The 14,989-nt window shown below is 67.3% G+C and carries 16 protein-coding genes; 10 read left to right on the top strand and 6 right to left on the bottom strand.

Annotated features, from left to right (window positions below):
- Positions 1–35 precede the first annotated feature (35 nt).
- From FS845_RS05690 to FS845_RS05680, 3 genes are all read right to left on the bottom strand, one after another.
- Positions 36–482: a CopD family protein gene (locus FS845_RS05690; RefSeq protein ID WP_144631113.1), complete on the bottom strand. Its 447-nt coding sequence runs from the start codon at positions 480–482 to the stop codon at positions 36–38.
- A gap of 255 nt (positions 483–737) precedes the next feature.
- Positions 738–1,100 (bottom strand): c-type cytochrome, encoded by a 363-nt coding sequence (locus tag FS845_RS05685; protein WP_144631112.1) that lies wholly within the window; start codon positions 1,098–1,100, stop codon positions 738–740.
- Between the two features lie 13 nt (positions 1,101–1,113).
- Positions 1,114–1,479 carry a c-type cytochrome gene (locus tag FS845_RS05680; protein WP_144631111.1) on the bottom strand — a complete coding sequence of 122 codons (366 nt, stop codon included), beginning with the start codon at positions 1,477–1,479 and terminating at the stop codon, positions 1,114–1,116.
- A 154-nt stretch (positions 1,480–1,633) separates the two neighbouring features.
- Here FS845_RS05680 and FS845_RS05675 point away from each other — a divergent pair, with 154 nt between their 5' ends.
- Both FS845_RS05675 and FS845_RS05670 read left to right on the top strand, forming a co-directional pair.
- Positions 1,634–2,509, top strand: a complete 876-nt coding sequence (locus FS845_RS05675) for an AAA family ATPase (RefSeq protein ID WP_144631110.1) — start codon at positions 1,634–1,636, stop codon at positions 2,507–2,509.
- Between the two features lie 19 nt (positions 2,510–2,528).
- Positions 2,529–3,701, top strand: a complete 1,173-nt coding sequence (locus FS845_RS05670; protein WP_144631109.1) for a vWA domain-containing protein — start codon at positions 2,529–2,531, stop codon at positions 3,699–3,701.
- Between the two features lie 27 nt (positions 3,702–3,728).
- On the opposite strand, the gene FS845_RS05665 is transcribed toward FS845_RS05670, so the two are convergent.
- Complete coding sequence (locus FS845_RS05665) at positions 3,729–4,085, bottom strand: transcriptional regulator (protein WP_144631108.1); 357 nt, start codon at positions 4,083–4,085, stop codon at positions 3,729–3,731.
- Positions 4,086–4,388: 303 nt separating this feature from the next.
- On the bottom strand, positions 4,389–4,934 hold the full coding sequence (locus FS845_RS05655) for a GNAT family N-acetyltransferase (RefSeq protein WP_144631107.1): 546 nt from the start codon (positions 4,932–4,934) through the stop codon (positions 4,389–4,391).
- 368 nt (positions 4,935–5,302) lie between these two features.
- Between FS845_RS05655 and FS845_RS05650 the strand changes: the two genes are divergently transcribed.
- Positions 5,303–8,056 carry a M16 family metallopeptidase gene (locus FS845_RS05650; protein WP_144631106.1) on the top strand — a complete coding sequence of 918 codons (2,754 nt, stop codon included), beginning with the start codon at positions 5,303–5,305 and terminating at the stop codon, positions 8,054–8,056.
- A 73-nt stretch (positions 8,057–8,129) separates the two neighbouring features.
- Here the strand turns inward: FS845_RS05650 and FS845_RS05645 are convergent, their stop codons facing one another.
- Positions 8,130–8,375: a hypothetical protein gene (locus FS845_RS05645; RefSeq protein WP_144631105.1), complete on the bottom strand. Its 246-nt coding sequence runs from the start codon at positions 8,373–8,375 to the stop codon at positions 8,130–8,132.
- On the opposite strand from FS845_RS05645, the gene FS845_RS05640 reads away from it, so the two are divergent.
- From FS845_RS05640 to FS845_RS05610, 7 genes are all read left to right on the top strand, one after another.
- Complete coding sequence (locus FS845_RS05640) at positions 8,362–9,564, top strand: mandelate racemase/muconate lactonizing enzyme family protein (protein ID WP_144631104.1); 1,203 nt, start codon at positions 8,362–8,364, stop codon at positions 9,562–9,564. The two genes, FS845_RS05645 and FS845_RS05640, sit on opposite strands and share 14 nt — an antisense overlap.
- Before the next feature lie 39 nt (positions 9,565–9,603).
- On the top strand, positions 9,604–9,945 hold the full coding sequence (locus FS845_RS05635; RefSeq protein WP_144631103.1) for a carboxymuconolactone decarboxylase family protein: 342 nt from the start codon (positions 9,604–9,606) through the stop codon (positions 9,943–9,945).
- Between the two features lie 128 nt (positions 9,946–10,073).
- Entirely contained in the window at positions 10,074–11,045 is a 972-nt protein-coding gene (locus FS845_RS05630; protein ID WP_144631102.1) for a Bug family tripartite tricarboxylate transporter substrate binding protein, read from the top strand.
- Positions 11,042–12,550: a class I adenylate-forming enzyme family protein gene (locus FS845_RS05625; protein ID WP_144631101.1), complete on the top strand. Its 1,509-nt coding sequence runs from the start codon at positions 11,042–11,044 to the stop codon at positions 12,548–12,550. Before FS845_RS05630 ends, FS845_RS05625 begins: the two co-directional genes overlap by 4 nt.
- Complete coding sequence (locus FS845_RS05620; RefSeq protein WP_144631100.1) at positions 12,547–13,293, top strand: enoyl-CoA hydratase/isomerase family protein; 747 nt, start codon at positions 12,547–12,549, stop codon at positions 13,291–13,293. The genes FS845_RS05625 and FS845_RS05620 overlap by 4 nt, the downstream gene beginning before the upstream one ends.
- Before the next feature lie 87 nt (positions 13,294–13,380).
- Entirely contained in the window at positions 13,381–14,373 is a 993-nt protein-coding gene (locus tag FS845_RS05615; protein WP_222129962.1) for an MDR family oxidoreductase, read from the top strand.
- Positions 14,374–14,985 carry a cysteine dioxygenase gene (locus FS845_RS05610; protein ID WP_144631098.1) on the top strand — a complete coding sequence of 204 codons (612 nt, stop codon included), beginning with the start codon at positions 14,374–14,376 and terminating at the stop codon, positions 14,983–14,985.
- Positions 14,986–14,989 lie beyond the last annotated feature (4 nt).

The following is a 14,989-nucleotide window of genomic DNA, read 5'->3' as shown; positions in this document are numbered from 1 at the left end:
TTGCGGCCGCGCGGCCCGGTCCGTGGAACGCCGCGTCACCATGCCGTGCCTTCCGCGTCGGTCACGAGCGTCGGCTTGGCCAGCACCAGCCACAGCACGGTCGGAATCAATACCAGCGGGACGACGATCAGCCACGCCGTGGCCGCGCGCCGCCGCTTCTTGTGCGAGCCTTCGTGGCCCAGCTGCGCCAGCAGGCGGCCGCAATACACGTGAAAGCACGCCATCAGGGCGACGACCGACAGCTTGGCGGCCAGCCAACTGCCGCCGGCCTGGGCCAGCCACGCCAGGCCGCTGCCGCTGAGTATCGCCAGCACGGCCGCCGGCGACGCCAGGCCCACGAAGGCGAAGCGGCTCATCACGCGCAGGCGCTTCGTCGTGGCGGTGCTGGCCTCCTGGTCCACGCTGAACATCACGGGCAGGTACAGCAGCGCCGCGCTCCAGACGGTCAGGGCCGCGATGTGCAGGGCCATCAGCCAGGCCATGCCGCGATCCCCGCCCTACGACACTGGGCCGCGCAAGACAAACGGGCCGCGCGCGGCGAAGCGGATGGATGCGGGGTCTTCATCGTCATGGCGGGTTCCCTGTCGAGCGGCCGGATCGTCGCCATCGCAAGCGACGTGCCCAGGGGACGGACGGCGGCCCTTTCCCATCCCGACGATGGAGGCCTCCGCGGACGAGACGATGCCGCCCGTCCTCGCGGACGGGCGGCATCGATCAGCGACCGCGCGCAGAGCTGGCTAGCGGCGCACGCCCAGGCCGCTGGGCTGCGAGGCCAGCCAGGCGGACACGTTGGCGATGTCCTGGTCGGACATCTGCGCGGCGAAGGCGCCCATGATGGGGTTCTTGCGCACGTTGGCGGTGGCCGGGCTGTTGGACCCGCCACGCTTGTAGGCGTTCAGCGCATGGGCCAGGTAGTCGGCGTGCTGGCCGGCCAGGATGGGGTACTCGGGCTGCACCGCGGTCTTGGCGTCGGCGCCATGGCACGAGGCACAGTTCATCTTGTCGAACACGGCCTTGCCGGCGGCGAGATCCTGCGCGTGCGCAGGCAGGGCGGACATGGCCGCCAGGACGCCCGTCAGGGCAAAGATAGCGCGTTTCATGTGTCGGCCCCGATTACTTGAGGTTGGCGTAATAGGCCGCCAGATCGGCGATGTCCTGGTCGGACAGGCTGCCCGCGATCGCGTCCATCGTGGGATGGCTGCGCGCGCCCTTCTTGTATTCGTTCAGCGCCGCCTCGATGTACTTGGCGTTCTGCCCGGCGATCATGGGCACGTGGTAGAGCTCGGGGAACGATGCCTTGTAGCCGGGAATGCCATGACAGCCGATGCACATCGACACCTTGTCGCGCGCGTTCTGCACGTTGCCCGTGATGGGCGCGGCAGGCGCCGCGGCCTGGGCCTGCGCCGGCGCGGCGATGGCACAGGTGGCCATGAGGGCAAACATGGGCGCCAGGCGCACCAGGGGTAATCTCAACTTCATCGGTTTGTCTCTTCTCTAGTAGGAATAATGACTGAAGCTGGGCTGCCGGCAACGGAGCGACCCGGCCGGCAAACCTGTGGATTGTACGATAATTGATCCAGGTCCATACTGTAGACAGCCCCTGTTCCAGGGCTCCACAACGACTTCCCCGCCCATGCCCGTTCATCCCGAATCCCAGACCTCCACCCGTTTCGAAGGCACCGACCGCTACGTCGCCACCGACGACCTGAAGCTGGCCGTGAACGCGGCGCTCACGCTGCAGCGCCCCCTGCTGATCAAAGGCGAGCCCGGCACCGGCAAGACCATGCTGGCCGAGGAAGTGGCCCGCGCGCTGGGCCGGCCGTTGATGCAATGGCACATCAAGTCCACCACCAAGGCGCACCAGGGCCTGTACGAATACGACGCCGTGTCGCGCCTGCGCGACTCGCAGCTGGGCGACGAGAAGGTGCGCGACATCCGCAACTACATCGTCAAGGGTACGCTGTGGCAGGCCTTCGAATCGGACGAGCCGGTGGTGGTGCTGATCGACGAGATCGACAAGGCCGACATCGAATTCCCCAACGACCTGCTGCGCGAGCTCGACCGCATGGAATTCCATGTGTACGAGACGCAGCAGACCGTCGTGGCGCGCCATCGCCCGCTGGTCATCATCACGTCCAACAACGAGAAGGACCTGCCCGACGCATTCCTGCGCCGCTGCTTCTTCCACTACATCCGCTTTCCCGACCGCGACACCATGCGCGACATCGTCGGCGTGCACTTCCCCGACCTGAAGCAGGACGTGCTGCGCGCGGCCATGGACACCTTCTTCGCGCTGCGCGAAGCGCCTGGCCTGAAGAAGAAGCCCTCGACGTCGGAGTTGCTGGACTGGCTGCGCCTGCTGCTGGCCGAGGACGCCAGCGCCGCGCAGATCGACGCGCACGCGGCCACGGCCGTGCCCATGCTGGCCGGCGCGCTGCTGAAGAACGAACAGGACATGCAGCTGCTCGAACGCCTGGCCGCCATGACCCGCAGCGGACAGCGCCGCTAGGCACCCTCGCGGCGGCATCATGCTGATCGACTTCTTCTACCACCTGCGCGCGCACAAGCTGCCCGTGTCCGTGCAGGAATACCTGACGCTGGTCGGCGCGCTGCGCACCGACGTGATGTCGCCCACGCTGGACGACTTCTACTTCCTGGCGCGCGCCGCGCTGGTCAAGGACGAGTCGCTGTACGACCGCTACGACAAGGCCTTCGGCGCCTACTACCGCGGCATCGAGGCCGCGCTGCCGGCTGGCAAGGACATCCCCATCGACTGGCTGATCAAGCAGTTCGAGAAAAGCCTCACGCCCGAGGAAAAGGCCGCCATCCAGAAGCATGGCTGGGACAAGCTGATGGAGCTGTTCAAGGAACGGCTCGAGGAACAGAAGGAACGCCATGCCGGCGGCAGCAAGTGGATCGGCACCGGCGGCACCTCGCCCTTCGGCAACGGCGGCTACCACCCCGAGGGCATCCGCGTGGGCGGCGACTCCGCCGGCAACCGCACCGGCATCAAGGTGTGGGACATGCGGCAGTTCCGCGACTACGACGACCAGGTCGAGCTGGGCACGCGCAATTTCAAGGTGGCGCTGCGCCGCCTGCGCCGCTTCGCGCGCGACGGCGCCGACCTGGAACTGGACCTGGACGACACCATCGCCAGCACGGCGCGCAACGCCGGGCACCTGGACCTGCGGCTGGTGCCGGAGAAGCGCAACAACGTGAAGGTGCTGATGCTGCTGGACGTGGGCGGCAGCATGGACGACCACATCGCGCGCGTCGAGGAACTGTTCTCGGCGGCCCGCAGCGAGTTCCGCCACCTCGAGGTCTATTACTTCCACAACTGCCCGTACGAGAACCTGTGGCAGAGCAACCGGCGCCGCAACACCGAACGCTTCGAGACCTGGGACATCCTGCGCCGCTTCAATGGCGACTGGCGCCTGATCATCGTCGGCGACGCCACCATGAGCCCCTACGAGATCCTGCAGCCTGGCGGCTCGGTGGAGCACTACAACAAGGAAACCGGCGCGGTATGGATGCGGCGCCTGCTGGATGCGTGGCCCAAGGCGGTGTGGCTGAATCCCGAACCCACGGCGTCGTGGCAATACCGGCAGTCGATCGCGCTGCTGCGCGACATCATGCAGGATCGGATGTATCCGGTGACGGTGGCGGGGCTGGAGCAGGCGATGCGGTTGTTGTCGAAGTAGTAGGCGGCTTGGTATTCCGCCGCCATATCAGGCCGCCAACGCGAGAATGCGAAATTCTGTCGCTGTTGCCACGGGCCTGACCATATTTCGCTCGCGCCTCAGATCCACGATGCCATAGTGCGACATGGTCTTGAGCGTGCGGGACAGGTTACTGGGCTTGCGCCCGGTAGTCTGAGCCAGTGCAGCGATTGACGCAGGCTGCGTTTCAACAATCACGCGCAACAGCGCCCGGTTTTCATCGCTGAGCACTTCGGCCAGGGATTTCATGGAGGTGAACCAGATCTTGGGCTCGCCCGCCTTCGGCCTGTAGTCCCCACGGGCGATAGCCAACACGCGCTCGCGGATTTTCTCTTGCGGCATGATGCCGATGACGACAGACTTCATGGCGTTTTGACCCTCGCTAGTACGCGGTCCACGTCCGCGAAGAAATCAACCAACAACTGCTGCGCATCCTCGAACGCATAAGGGACACCCTTATCTACGGCATGCCGGTGCTTGTGGTCATAAGCATGGACACTCCCCGCATGCTTGAACCTCTTTGGTGGTTTGACCCATGAGCATTGTCGTACCCTAGGATCCGCTTGCCATAGGCTCATGCAATGTCGACGAATACCGGATTCCGTGTCGATCTTAGCTAGCCGGGCGTCGCCCCTCGTTCCGCACGGTGGAAAATCAGACAGATTGCCATCAACCATCCACGGGATGTTCCGGCGTCTGCAGCGTCAGCTGATAAAACGCCAGATCCAGCCATCGCCCGAACTTGAATCCCGCCTGGGTGATCGTGCCCGAATGCACGAAGCCCAGCTTCTCGTGCAGCTTGATGCTGCCGCCGTTGCTGGCATCGATGCCGCCCACCAGCACGTGCACCTGGTTCTCGCGCGCGGCGTCGATCAGCACGCGCATCAGCGCTTCGCCCAGGCCCATGCCGCGAAAGCGCTGGTCGACGTAGACGGAATGTTCCACCGAATACTTGAACGCCGGAAAGTTGCGGAACGTGCCGTAGCTGGCGAAGCCCATCAGCTGGCCTTCGGCATTTTCATAACCCAGAACCGGGAATCCGCCCGCCGCCTTCGCCTGGAACCAAGTTTCCATGGACTGCATGGTGCGCGGCTTGTAGTCGTACAGCGCCGTGGTGTTGACGATGGCATCGTTCAGGATGGCCAGGATGGCGGTGGCGTGGCGGTCGTAGGTGCATTGCACCGGGGTCGCACCGGCGGGGGTGGAGTCGGTCATGGCAAAGGAACGGGAGATCTGGCGGGATAGAGGCGGGATTGTAGGCCCGCGGCTGCGCTGTGGGCTCGCTTGCCGAGCAATCCATGCCGGCCCTCACCGGCCCTACCGCTGCGGCCGTATCGTCTTTGCAGGTCGGCGACAGGGATAATCATGGCCGCCGGCCGGCTGGCGCCGGTGGCGCTGCTGGCCTCGATGTGACGCGCGTCGATCGCCTCGATGGCCTCATACATCAGCTTGAATTTTCAACCACTTGTAAGGAAACCGCTGGCCTTTCTTGGACGATCTCATGACACGACCATGACGAAGGTTGAACCAACGGCTAGGGATAAACTCCAACAGGTCATCCGCAACTGATCAGGATCCGAAACATGCGTCTTTCCTTCTCGGTACTGCCAGGTCGCCTGCCTGCGCTGCTGCTATCGTCCTTCCTGGCCTTCCAGGCCGGGGCGACGCAGTTGCCCAAGGGCGTCTCCGAAGTCGCCTCGGTCGAGGGCATTACCGAGTACAGGCTGGACAACGGCTTGCGCGTGCTGCTGGCACCAGACGAATCCAAGCCCACCACCACGGTCAACATGACCTACCTGGTGGGCTCGCGCAACGAGAACTACGGCCAGACCGGCATGGCCCACCTGCTGGAACACATGATGTTCAAGGGCACGCCCACCATGCGCAACGCGCTGGGCGAGTTCTCGCGCCGCGGCCTGCAGGCCAACGGCACCACCGCCGCCGACCGCACCAACTACTTCGCCAGCTTCGCGGCCAACCCCGACACCCTGAAGTGGTACCTGGGCTGGCAGGCCGACGCCATGGTCAATTCCACCATCCTGAAGTCGGACCTCGACTCGGAAATGACCGTAGTCCGCAACGAGATGGAAAGCGGCGAGAACAGCCCCTTCCGCATCCTGATGCAGAAGATGCAGGCCACCGCCTACCAGTGGCACAACTACGGCAAGCAGACCATCGGCGCGCGATCCGACGTGGAGAACGTCGACATCGGCCAGCTGCGGGCCTTCTATCACCAGTACTACCAGCCCGACAACGCCGTGCTGATCGTGGCCGGCAAGTTCGATCCCAGGAAGGCGCTGGCCGACATCCAGGGCACGCTGGGCAAGCTGCCCAAGCCCAAACGCGCGCTGCCGCCCGAATACACCGTCGAGCCCACGCAGGACGGCGAGCGCGCCGTCACGCTGCGCCGCGCGGGCGGCACGCCGCTGGTGGCCGCCATGTACCACATCCCCGCGGCCGGCAGCGCCGACTACGTGCCCTTCGACCTGGCGGCCACCATCCTGGCCGACACGCCGTCCGGCCGCCTGTACAAGGCGCTGGTGCCCACCAAGGAAGCCACGGACGTATTCGGCTTCACCATGGACCAGCATGACCCGGGCATCGCCATGTTCGGCGCGCAGCTGCAGGCCGGCATGGACGAGGGCAAGGCCCTGTCCACGCTGACCGGCACCCTGGAATCCACCGCGAAGACGCCCTTCACCGAAGAGGAGCTGGAACGCGCCCGCAGCAAGTGGCTGACCGCGTGGCAGCAGACCTACAACGACCCCGAGCGCGTCGGCGTGGCGCTGTCCGAGGCCATCGCCTCGGGCGACTGGCGCCTGTTCTTCCTGCAGCGCGACCGCGCCCGCGACGCCAAGCTCGACGCCGTTCAGCGCGCGGCCGACGCCTACCTGGTGCAGGCCAACCGCACCGAAGGCCGCTACATCCCCACCGACAAGCCGCAGCGCGCGCCGCTGGGCGAGCGTCCCGATCTAGCTCAGGTCTTCAAGGACTACAAGGGCGACCCCGACTTCAAGGCCGCCGCCGCCTTCGATCCGACGCCCGCGAACATCGACAAGCTGACGCAGCAGCGCACGCTGGACCTGCCCGGCGGCCCCGTTCAGGTGGCCCTGCTGCCCAAGGCCACGCGCGGCGAGCGCGTGCAGGCGCAGCTGCTGCTGCAGTTCGGTGACGCCGAGGCCCTGAAAGGCCAGCGCAACGCGGCCGACGCGGCCGCGGACCTTCTGACCCGCGGCACGCCGCAGCTGACGCGCCAGGCCATCGAGGACCGCTTCGACAAGATGCAGGCGCAGGTCAGCTTCAGCGGCTCGGGCACCGACCTGGCCGTGGGCATGTCCACCACGCGCGAGCACTTCCCCGAACTGATCTCGCTGGTACTGGAGATCCTGCGCAACGCCAACTATCCCGAAGCGGAAGTGGCCGAGTACAAGAGCCAGGTGGTCACCTCGCTGCAAAGCGCCATGACCGAGCCCACGGCCCTGGCCTCGCGCGCCCTGGCCCGCCACAATAATCCGTGGCCGGCCGACGACGTGCGCTACACGCCCAGCTTCGACGAGTCGCTGGCCGACGTGAAGGCGCTGACGCGCGACCAGTTGGCCGCCTTCCACGACAAGTTCTACGGCACTGGCAGCATCAAGCTGTCGGCCGTGGGCGACTTCGATCCCAAGGCCGCCGAAGCCGCGCTGACCAAGGGACTGGAGGGCTGGAAGCGCGCGCCCGCCTACACGCGCCTGGACAACCCGTACCGCGACGTGCCGGCCAAGCTGTTCGAGACCGACACGCCCGACAAGGCCAACGCGTTCTACATCTCGCGCGCCCCGCTGAAGCTGCAGGACACCGACGCCGACTTCCCCGCGCTGTACCTGGCGAACTTCCTGCTGGGCACGTCCGAGACCTCGCGCCTGTGGAACCGCGTGCGCGAAAAGGAAGGCCTGTCGTACAACGTGCGCAGCAACCTGACGGCCTCGTCTTACGAGCCCACCGGCAGCTGGACCATCTACGCGATCTACGCGCCGCAGAACCGCGAGCGCCTGGAAAAGGCCATCTCCGAGGAACTGGCCCGCGTGCTGAAGGACGGTTTCACCGAGGCCGAGGTTCGCGACGGCGTGGATGCGCTGCTGAACTACCGCCGCCTGTCGCGCGCCCAGGACCCGGTGCTGACGGGCGTGTGGGTCGACTACATGAAGACCGGCCGCACCTTCGCCTGGTCGGCCGACATCGACGAGAAACTCAAGGCGCTGACGCCGGCCACCGTGAACGCGGCCCTGCGCAAGTACCTGAAGCCCGACGCCTTCAGTACTTCGGTAGCGGGCGACTTCGGCAAGAAGACGCCCTGACGCAGGAGGGCCGGCGGCCCGGGCAGCGCCGCCAGCCATTCAATATATAAAATCCTGATCCCAATTAATGGGATCAGGATTTTTTCTTTTGCAGCCGCGTTCCCGTATTTGGCCGCGCCTCGCGCCCGTTTCCCGCTTTTGCAAATAGCCGATCGGTATGCGACGGATGTTGTCGTGTGGATTTTTTGCGCGTATTATCGGCGACAGCATCCCGAATCAAAAGATTTAGTTCCCAAATAATAGGATTTATTAAAACCACAAAAGTTGTATTCGCCGGCGGATCCGGCCCAGAGGAGACTTCCAGGATGAAGATCGTCAACGTCCAAACCCTGTCGTGCGACGCGGGGTGGCGCAACTACCACTTCGTCAAGATCGAGACCGACGAGGGGCTCGTGGGCTGGAGCGAGTACGACGAGGGCTTCGGGTCGCCGGGCGTCAGCGCGGTCATCGAGCAGTTGGCGCGCGGCCTGGTGAACGCGCCGGTGCCGGGGCCGCAACGCTTCTACGCCGAGGCCTACAGCCGCACCCGCCCCGCCGCGGGCGGCGTGGTCGGCGAGGGCATCGGCGCCCTGGAAAATGCCCTTCTCGACCTGCGCGGCAAGATCCTGGGTGTGCCGTGCCACGAACTGCTGGGCGGCAAGGTGCGCGATGAACTGCGCGTGTACTGGTCGCACTGCCCGGCCTGGCGCATCAATCATCCCAAGTATTTCGGTCCGCCCGTCACCGACCTGGACGGCGTCAAGGCCATGGGAAGCGAGGCGCGCGAACGCGGCTTCACGGCGCTGAAGACCAACCTGTTCATGTTCGACGACGGCCCGGCCCATGCCTGGCGCCCGGGCTTCGCCGCGCCCTTCTATCCCGAACTGAACGCCGACCGCCGCCTGATCCGCAACCTGCGCGACAACCTCGAGGCGTTGCGCGACGGCGCCGGCCCCGACATGGAAATCCTGCTGGACCTCAACTTCAACCTGAAGACCGAGGGCTATCTGAAGGTCTTGCGGGCCATCGCCGACCACGACCTGTTCTGGGTCGAGATCGACTCGTACAACCCCGAGGCGCTGGCCTACATCCGCCAGCACAGCCCCTTCCCCGTCAGTTCGTGCGAGACGCTGTTCGGCACGCGCGAGTTCCTGCCCTACCTGCGCAACAACGCGGTGGACGTGGCCATCGTCGACGCCGTGTGGAACGGCGTATGGCAGTCGATGAAGATCGCCGACCTGGCCGAGACGCACGAGGTCAACGTGGCGCCGCACAATTTCTACGGCCACCTGTGCACCTTCATGAACGCGCACTTCGCCGCCGCCGTTCCCAACTTCCGCATCATGGAGACCGACATCGATCGCCTGGCCTGGGATGACGAACTGTTCACCCACGCGCCGGAGTACCGCGACGGCCACCTGATCGTTCCCGACCGCCCCGGCTGGGGCACCGACCCGGTGGAGGAAGCGCTGCGCGCCCATCCGCCCAGGCAGGGAGGCGGCCTGATCCAGCCGCGGCCCAAGCACTGATTCCGCAGTCCCGCTTTTCCAACCAAGGAGACGTCAACGATGCAGAACAACTGGGTAGATACGCTGAGCAACCTGCGCAAGTCCGCGGGCACCTTCGCCGAACACAATCCTCCGGTGGTGCAGGCCTATCGCGGCCTGAACGAAGCCCTGGGCCAGGGCAAGGCGCTGGATGCCAAGACGCGCGAACTGATCGCGCTGGCCGTGGCCGTGACCACCCGCTGCGACGGCTGCATCTCGTCGCACTCGGCCGCCGCGCGCAAGGCGGGCGCCACCGAGGCCGAGGTCGCCGAGGCTCTGGGCACCGCCATCGCGCTGAACGCCGGCGCCGCCTACGTGTACTCGGTGCGCGCCATGGAAGCTTTCGGCCAATTCAAGGAATAGGCGCGGCGCGTCGAAAAGAACCGCCGTGCCCTTGGCGTGCCCTCCGTAGGGTCCCCTTTTTCCCAGGGCTGCTCGGCGAAAAAAAACTGCCCACCTCCGGAAAATACCGGAGGGGCGAGGAGACAGACATGATTGCATTCCTGCGCCGGCGTGCCGGCGTGCTTTGCGCATGGGTACTCGCAGCATCCTTCACCCAATCCGCCGTGGCCGCCTGGCCCGCCGACAAGCCGATCCGCATGATCGTGCCCTATACGGCGGGCGGCGCGTCCGACACGCTGGGCCGTATGGTCGCCGCTCATCTGACGACCACGCTGAAGCAGACCGTGGTCGTCGAGAACCGGCCAGGCGCCGGCAGCATGCTGGGCTCGCAGTTCGTGGCCCGCGCGGACCCCGACGGCTACACCTTCCTGCTGGGCAGCATCTCCAACGTGCTGAACAACTTCTTCTACAAGGATCCGCTGTACGACCTGCGCAAGGATCTCGCCCCCGTGGCGCAGATCGTGTCCGTGCCGAACTACCTGGCCGTCGCGCCGTCGGTGCCGGCCAAGACCGTGCCCGAACTGATCGCGCTGGCGAAGAAGGACGGCAAGGGCCTGAGCTGCTCGACCTCGGGCATCGGCTCGTCGCCCTATCTGTCATGCGAGCTGTTCCGCCTGCTGTCGGGAGTGGAGATCATCAACGTGCCGTTCAAGGGCGGCGCGCAGGCCATCCAGGCGGCCGTCGGCCAGCAGTCCACCATGGTGTTCGCCAACGAGGCGCTGCCCTTCATCACCTCGGGACAGCTGCGCGCGCTGGGCGTGACCACGCCCAAGCGCTCCAGCTTCCTGCCGGACGTGCCGACCATCGGCGAGACCCTGAAGGACTACGACGTGACCGCGTGGTACGGCGTCTGGGCGCCCGCCGGCACGCCGCCCAAGGTGCTGGAGCGCGTCAGCGAGGACATCAAGGCCATGCTGGCGCAGCCGGAAACGCGCAAGACCCTGGCCACGCTGGGCGCGGAAGCCGCCCATGCCGGCCCCAAGGCTTTCGGACAGTACGTCGAACAGGAGATGCAGCGGTGGCAGAAACTGACGCAGAGCATGAACGTGAAGCCGCAATGATCCCGGCCGGACAGGTCCGGCTGGCCGACGGCCTGCGCCAGTGGGCCCGCCGCACGCCGGACCAGCCCGCGCTCAGCGACGATCACGCCGCCTGGACCTATGCCCAGCTGGACGGCCGCGTGGACGAGGCCGCGGACTTCCTGCGCGGCTTGGGACTCGGGCCAGGCGATCGCGTGATGCTGGTCGGCGAGAACAGCGCGGCGCTGGCCGCGCTGATCCTCGCAGCTGGCCGCATCGACGCCTGGGCCGTGCTGGAAAACGCGCGCCGCGCGCCGCTGGAGGTGGACGCCATCGTCGACCTGGCGCAGCCGCGGCGCGTGGTGTTCGTCACGTCGCAATCGCCCGCCGCGCAGGCGCATGCCGAACGCCATGGCGCCGTCGCCATGCGGGAAGGCTTCGGCGAAGTGGCCGTCGCCCCCCTGTTGGCCAGCGATGCCGAGCCGGTGCTGCCCGGCGCGGACCAGGTCGCGGCGCTTATCTACACTACCGGCAGCACCGGCAAGCCCAAGGGCGTGATGCTGACGCACGCCAACCTGTTGCATATCGCCCACCTGATGCGCACGCTGCGACGCGTGACCCATGCCGACCGCGTGTACGGCGTGCTGCCCATCACGCACGTGATGGGTCTGTCCTCGGGGCTGATGGGCACGCTGGCCTCGGGCGCGCACGTCAGGCTGGTCGCGCGCTTCGAGCCGCAGGCCTGCCTGCGCGCGCTGGCGCGGGACGGCATCACCATCCTGCAGGGCGCGCCGGCCATGTTCGCGCGGCTGATGCAGGTCGCGGCGGCCGAGGGCATGGCGGCGCCGTCGCTGCGCTTCATCGCGGCCGGCGGCGCGCCGCTGGATCCCACGCTGAGCGCCCAGGCCCGTGCGCTGTTCGGCCTGCCGCTGCACAACGGCTACGGCCTGACCGAGGCTTCGGGCACGTGCTGGACGCGGCTGGAGGACCTGCAGCCCGGCACCTCGGTGGGCCCACCCACGCCGGGCGTCGACCTGTGCATCCGCGATCGTGCAGGACGCGAGCTGCCGGACGGAGAAGAAGGCGAGCTGTGGCTGCGCGGTCCCAACGTGATGCGCGGCTACTACCGCGCCCCTGAACTGACTTCGGCCGTGCTGCAGCCCGACGGCTGGTTCAACAGCCAGGATCTGGCCCGCCGCCTGCCCGATGGGCGCATCGAGATCGTCGGCCGCACCAAGGACCTGATCATCCGCTCCGGCTTCAACGTGTCGCCGCTGGAAGTGGAGCAGGCCCTGAACAGCCATGCCGACGTGCAGTTGTCCGCCGTGTTCGGGCATGCCGTGGCGGGCAATGAGGAGATCGTCGCCGTGGTGGAGCCGGCGCCGGGCGTGGAGCCGCAGGAAGCCGCGATACGCGCGCACCTGGCCCAGCGGCTGTCGCCCTACAAATTGCCCGGACGCATCCTGTTCGTGCCGGCCCTGCCGGTGGCGCCCAACGGCAAGGTATTGAAACCCCGATTGATGCAGCAGATAGGAGAGTTGTTATGAGCGAGGCAGTGACCTACGAGTCGCGGGACGGCATCGCCGTCATCACCATCAACCGCCCGGATCGCCTGAACGCCATCGGCCCCGAGGTCGAGGCCGGCCTGGCCGCCGCGTGGATGCGGTTGAACGACACCCCCGAGGACCGCGTGGGCATCCTGACCGCCGCGGGCACGCGGGCCTTCTCGTCGGGCCGCGACCGCGATGCGCAGAGCCCGCCCGACTACCGCAGCTTCACGCCCAACGTGGGCGTCGCGCTGGACAAACCGCTGATCGCGGCCGTCAGCGGCTGGTGCGTGGGCGGCGCGCTGGTGCTGGTCGCCATGTGCGACCTGTGCGTGGCCACGCGCGATGCCCGCTTCACCTATCCCGAACCCAAGATGGGCTTTGCCGGCGGCATGATCGCCTCGCTGGCGGCGCGCATCCCGCACAAGGTCGCCATGGAGATCATGCTGCTGGGCGAGGTGCTGGAGGCCCAGCGCGCCTACGACGTCGGCCTGGTCAATCGCCTGGCCGAGCCTGGCCAGCACCTGGAAGAAGCCATGAAACTGGCGCGCAGGCTGGCCGACAACGCGCCGCTGGTGATGGCCATGCTCAAGCGCTTCGCCGCCGCCACCGTGCCGACCAGCCCGGTGGAACAGGCGGGCCTGGCCTGGCGCGAGAACGAGCGCGTATTCCGCAGCGCCGACTACCAGGAAGGCGTGGCCAGCTTCCGCGACAAGCGCGATCCCCGCTTCACGGGGCGCTGAGCGCCTTTATCCATTGCCCATGCCGGGCCGGACATCGCGGTGTCCGGCCCCGCCATTTTTCGACCCGCGACAAAGAAGGAGATGACCATGACATTCGCGGCCCTGATGCTGACGCAGCAAGACAAGGCCACGCACGCCGAGCTGACCAAGGCCGATGCCGGGCAGCTGCCCGAGGGCACGGTCACCGTGCGCGTGCAGTACTCCACCCTGAACTACAAGGACGCCCTGGCCATCACCGGCAAGGGGCCGGTGGTGCGGCAGTTTCCGATGGTGCCGGGCATCGACTTCGCCGGCGTCGTCGAGCAGTCGGACGACCCGGCGTTCAAGGCCGGCGACGCCGTGCTGCTGAACGGCTGGGGCCTGGGGGAGACGCGCTGGGGCGGCCTGGCGGGCTACGCGCGCGTGCCCGCCGACTGGCTGCAGAAGATCCCCAAGGGCCTGACCGCGCGCCAAGCCATGATGCTGGGCACCGCCGGCTATACCGCCATGCTGTGCGTGCGCCGCCTGGAGGCGCTGGGCGTGGCACCCGGCAACGGTCCGGTGCTGGTCACCGGCGCCAACGGCGGCGTGGGCAGCACCGCCATCGCCCTGCTGGCGCGGCGGGGCTACGAAGTCACCGCCAGCACGGGCCGCGCCGATGCGCACGAGCGCCTGCGCGGCCTGGGCGCCCACGCCATCATCGACCGCGCGCATCTGTCGGCGGCCGGCAAGCCCCTGCAGAAGGAGCACTGGGCCGCCGTGGTCGACAGCGTGGGTAGCCACACGCTGGCCAATGCCTGCGCGGCCACCCGCTATGGCGGCGTCGTCGCGGCGTGCGGCCTGGCGCAGGGCATGGACCTGCCCGCCACGGTGGCCCCCTTCATCCTGCGCGGCGTCACGCTGGCCGGCATCGACAGCGTGTACGCGCCCATGGCGCAGCGCCAGGCCGCATGGGACGACCTGGCGGCCACGCTGCCCGGCGAGCAGATCGACGGCATGGCCGAGGAGATTCCGCTGTCGCGCGCCATCGAGTACGCTGGTCCTTTGCTGGCCGGGCAATTGCCGCACGGCCGCGTGCTGGTGCGCATAGAGGAGAAGTGAATGGAACGCCGTCTCGATCGGCTGCGCGATTTCATCGCCGCGGCAACCCGCCTGGCCGATCGGCACGGCGCGGCCGGCATGGCCGGTCCCGAACTGCAGGGCGAACTGGCCAAACTGATCGCCCACGACGACTGGCTGCCGGATGCCTGTACCACGCCGCATTCCGAGTACTACCAGCAGTTCCTGCTGCACTGCGATCCGCTGGAGCGCTTCAGCCTGGTCAGCTTCGTCTGGGGCCCCGGCCAGGCCACGCCGGTGCACGACCACATGGTGTGGGGCTACGTGGGCATGCTGCGCGGCAGCGAGTACAGCCAGCGGTATCGGGTGCGCGACGGCGCCTGTGTCCCGGAAGGCGAGCCGGCGGCGCTGCAGCCGGGCCAGATCGAAGTGCTGTCGCCCGCCGAGGGCGACGTGCACAAGGTCTGGAACGCCCATGCCGACCGCACGTCGATCAGCGTCCACCTGTACGGCGGCAACATCGGCGCCATCGCCCGCCATGTGTTCGACCCCGCCACCGGCAAGGCCAAGCCGTTCGTCTCGGGCTACAGCGGCACCTCGCTGCCGAACCTGTGGGATCGGTCGGCGGAGGTGCGGGCGAAATTCCTGGCTTGACGGA

The sequence above is a fragment of the Bordetella genomosp. 13 genome (assembly GCF_007679965.1).
Classification (GTDB): Bacteria; Pseudomonadota; Gammaproteobacteria; order Burkholderiales; family Burkholderiaceae_B; genus Bordetella.
Note: the sequence above shows the minus strand (reverse complement) of the source record. Positions and strands in the feature narration are given on the sequence as shown.

Bases quoted from the DNA above. Each gene is read 5' to 3' on its own strand.
- FS845_RS05690 (WP_144631113.1), bottom strand. From the start codon at position 482: ATGGCCTGGCTGATGGCCCTGCACATCGCGGCCCTGACCGTCTGGAGC.
- FS845_RS05685 (WP_144631112.1), bottom strand. From the start codon at position 1,100: ATGAAACGCGCTATCTTTGCCCTGACGGGCGTCCTGGCGGCCATGTCC.
- FS845_RS05680 (WP_144631111.1), bottom strand. From the start codon at position 1,479: ATGAAGTTGAGATTACCCCTGGTGCGCCTGGCGCCCATGTTTGCCCTC.
- FS845_RS05675 (WP_144631110.1), top strand. From the start codon at position 1,634: ATGCCCGTTCATCCCGAATCCCAGACCTCCACCCGTTTCGAAGGCACC.
- FS845_RS05670 (WP_144631109.1), top strand. From the start codon at position 2,529: ATGCTGATCGACTTCTTCTACCACCTGCGCGCGCACAAGCTGCCCGTG.
- FS845_RS05665 (WP_144631108.1), bottom strand. From the start codon at position 4,085: ATGAAGTCTGTCGTCATCGGCATCATGCCGCAAGAGAAAATCCGCGAG.
- FS845_RS05655 (WP_144631107.1), bottom strand. From the start codon at position 4,934: ATGACCGACTCCACCCCCGCCGGTGCGACCCCGGTGCAATGCACCTAC.
- FS845_RS05650 (WP_144631106.1), top strand. From the start codon at position 5,303: ATGCGTCTTTCCTTCTCGGTACTGCCAGGTCGCCTGCCTGCGCTGCTG.
- FS845_RS05640 (WP_144631104.1), top strand. From the start codon at position 8,362: ATGAAGATCGTCAACGTCCAAACCCTGTCGTGCGACGCGGGGTGGCGC.
- FS845_RS05635 (WP_144631103.1), top strand. From the start codon at position 9,604: ATGCAGAACAACTGGGTAGATACGCTGAGCAACCTGCGCAAGTCCGCG.
- FS845_RS05630 (WP_144631102.1), top strand. From the start codon at position 10,074: ATGATTGCATTCCTGCGCCGGCGTGCCGGCGTGCTTTGCGCATGGGTA.
- FS845_RS05625 (WP_144631101.1), top strand. From the start codon at position 11,042: ATGATCCCGGCCGGACAGGTCCGGCTGGCCGACGGCCTGCGCCAGTGG.
- FS845_RS05620 (WP_144631100.1), top strand. From the start codon at position 12,547: ATGAGCGAGGCAGTGACCTACGAGTCGCGGGACGGCATCGCCGTCATC.
- FS845_RS05615 (WP_222129962.1), top strand. From the start codon at position 13,381: ATGACATTCGCGGCCCTGATGCTGACGCAGCAAGACAAGGCCACGCAC.
- FS845_RS05610 (WP_144631098.1), top strand. From the start codon at position 14,374: ATGGAACGCCGTCTCGATCGGCTGCGCGATTTCATCGCCGCGGCAACC.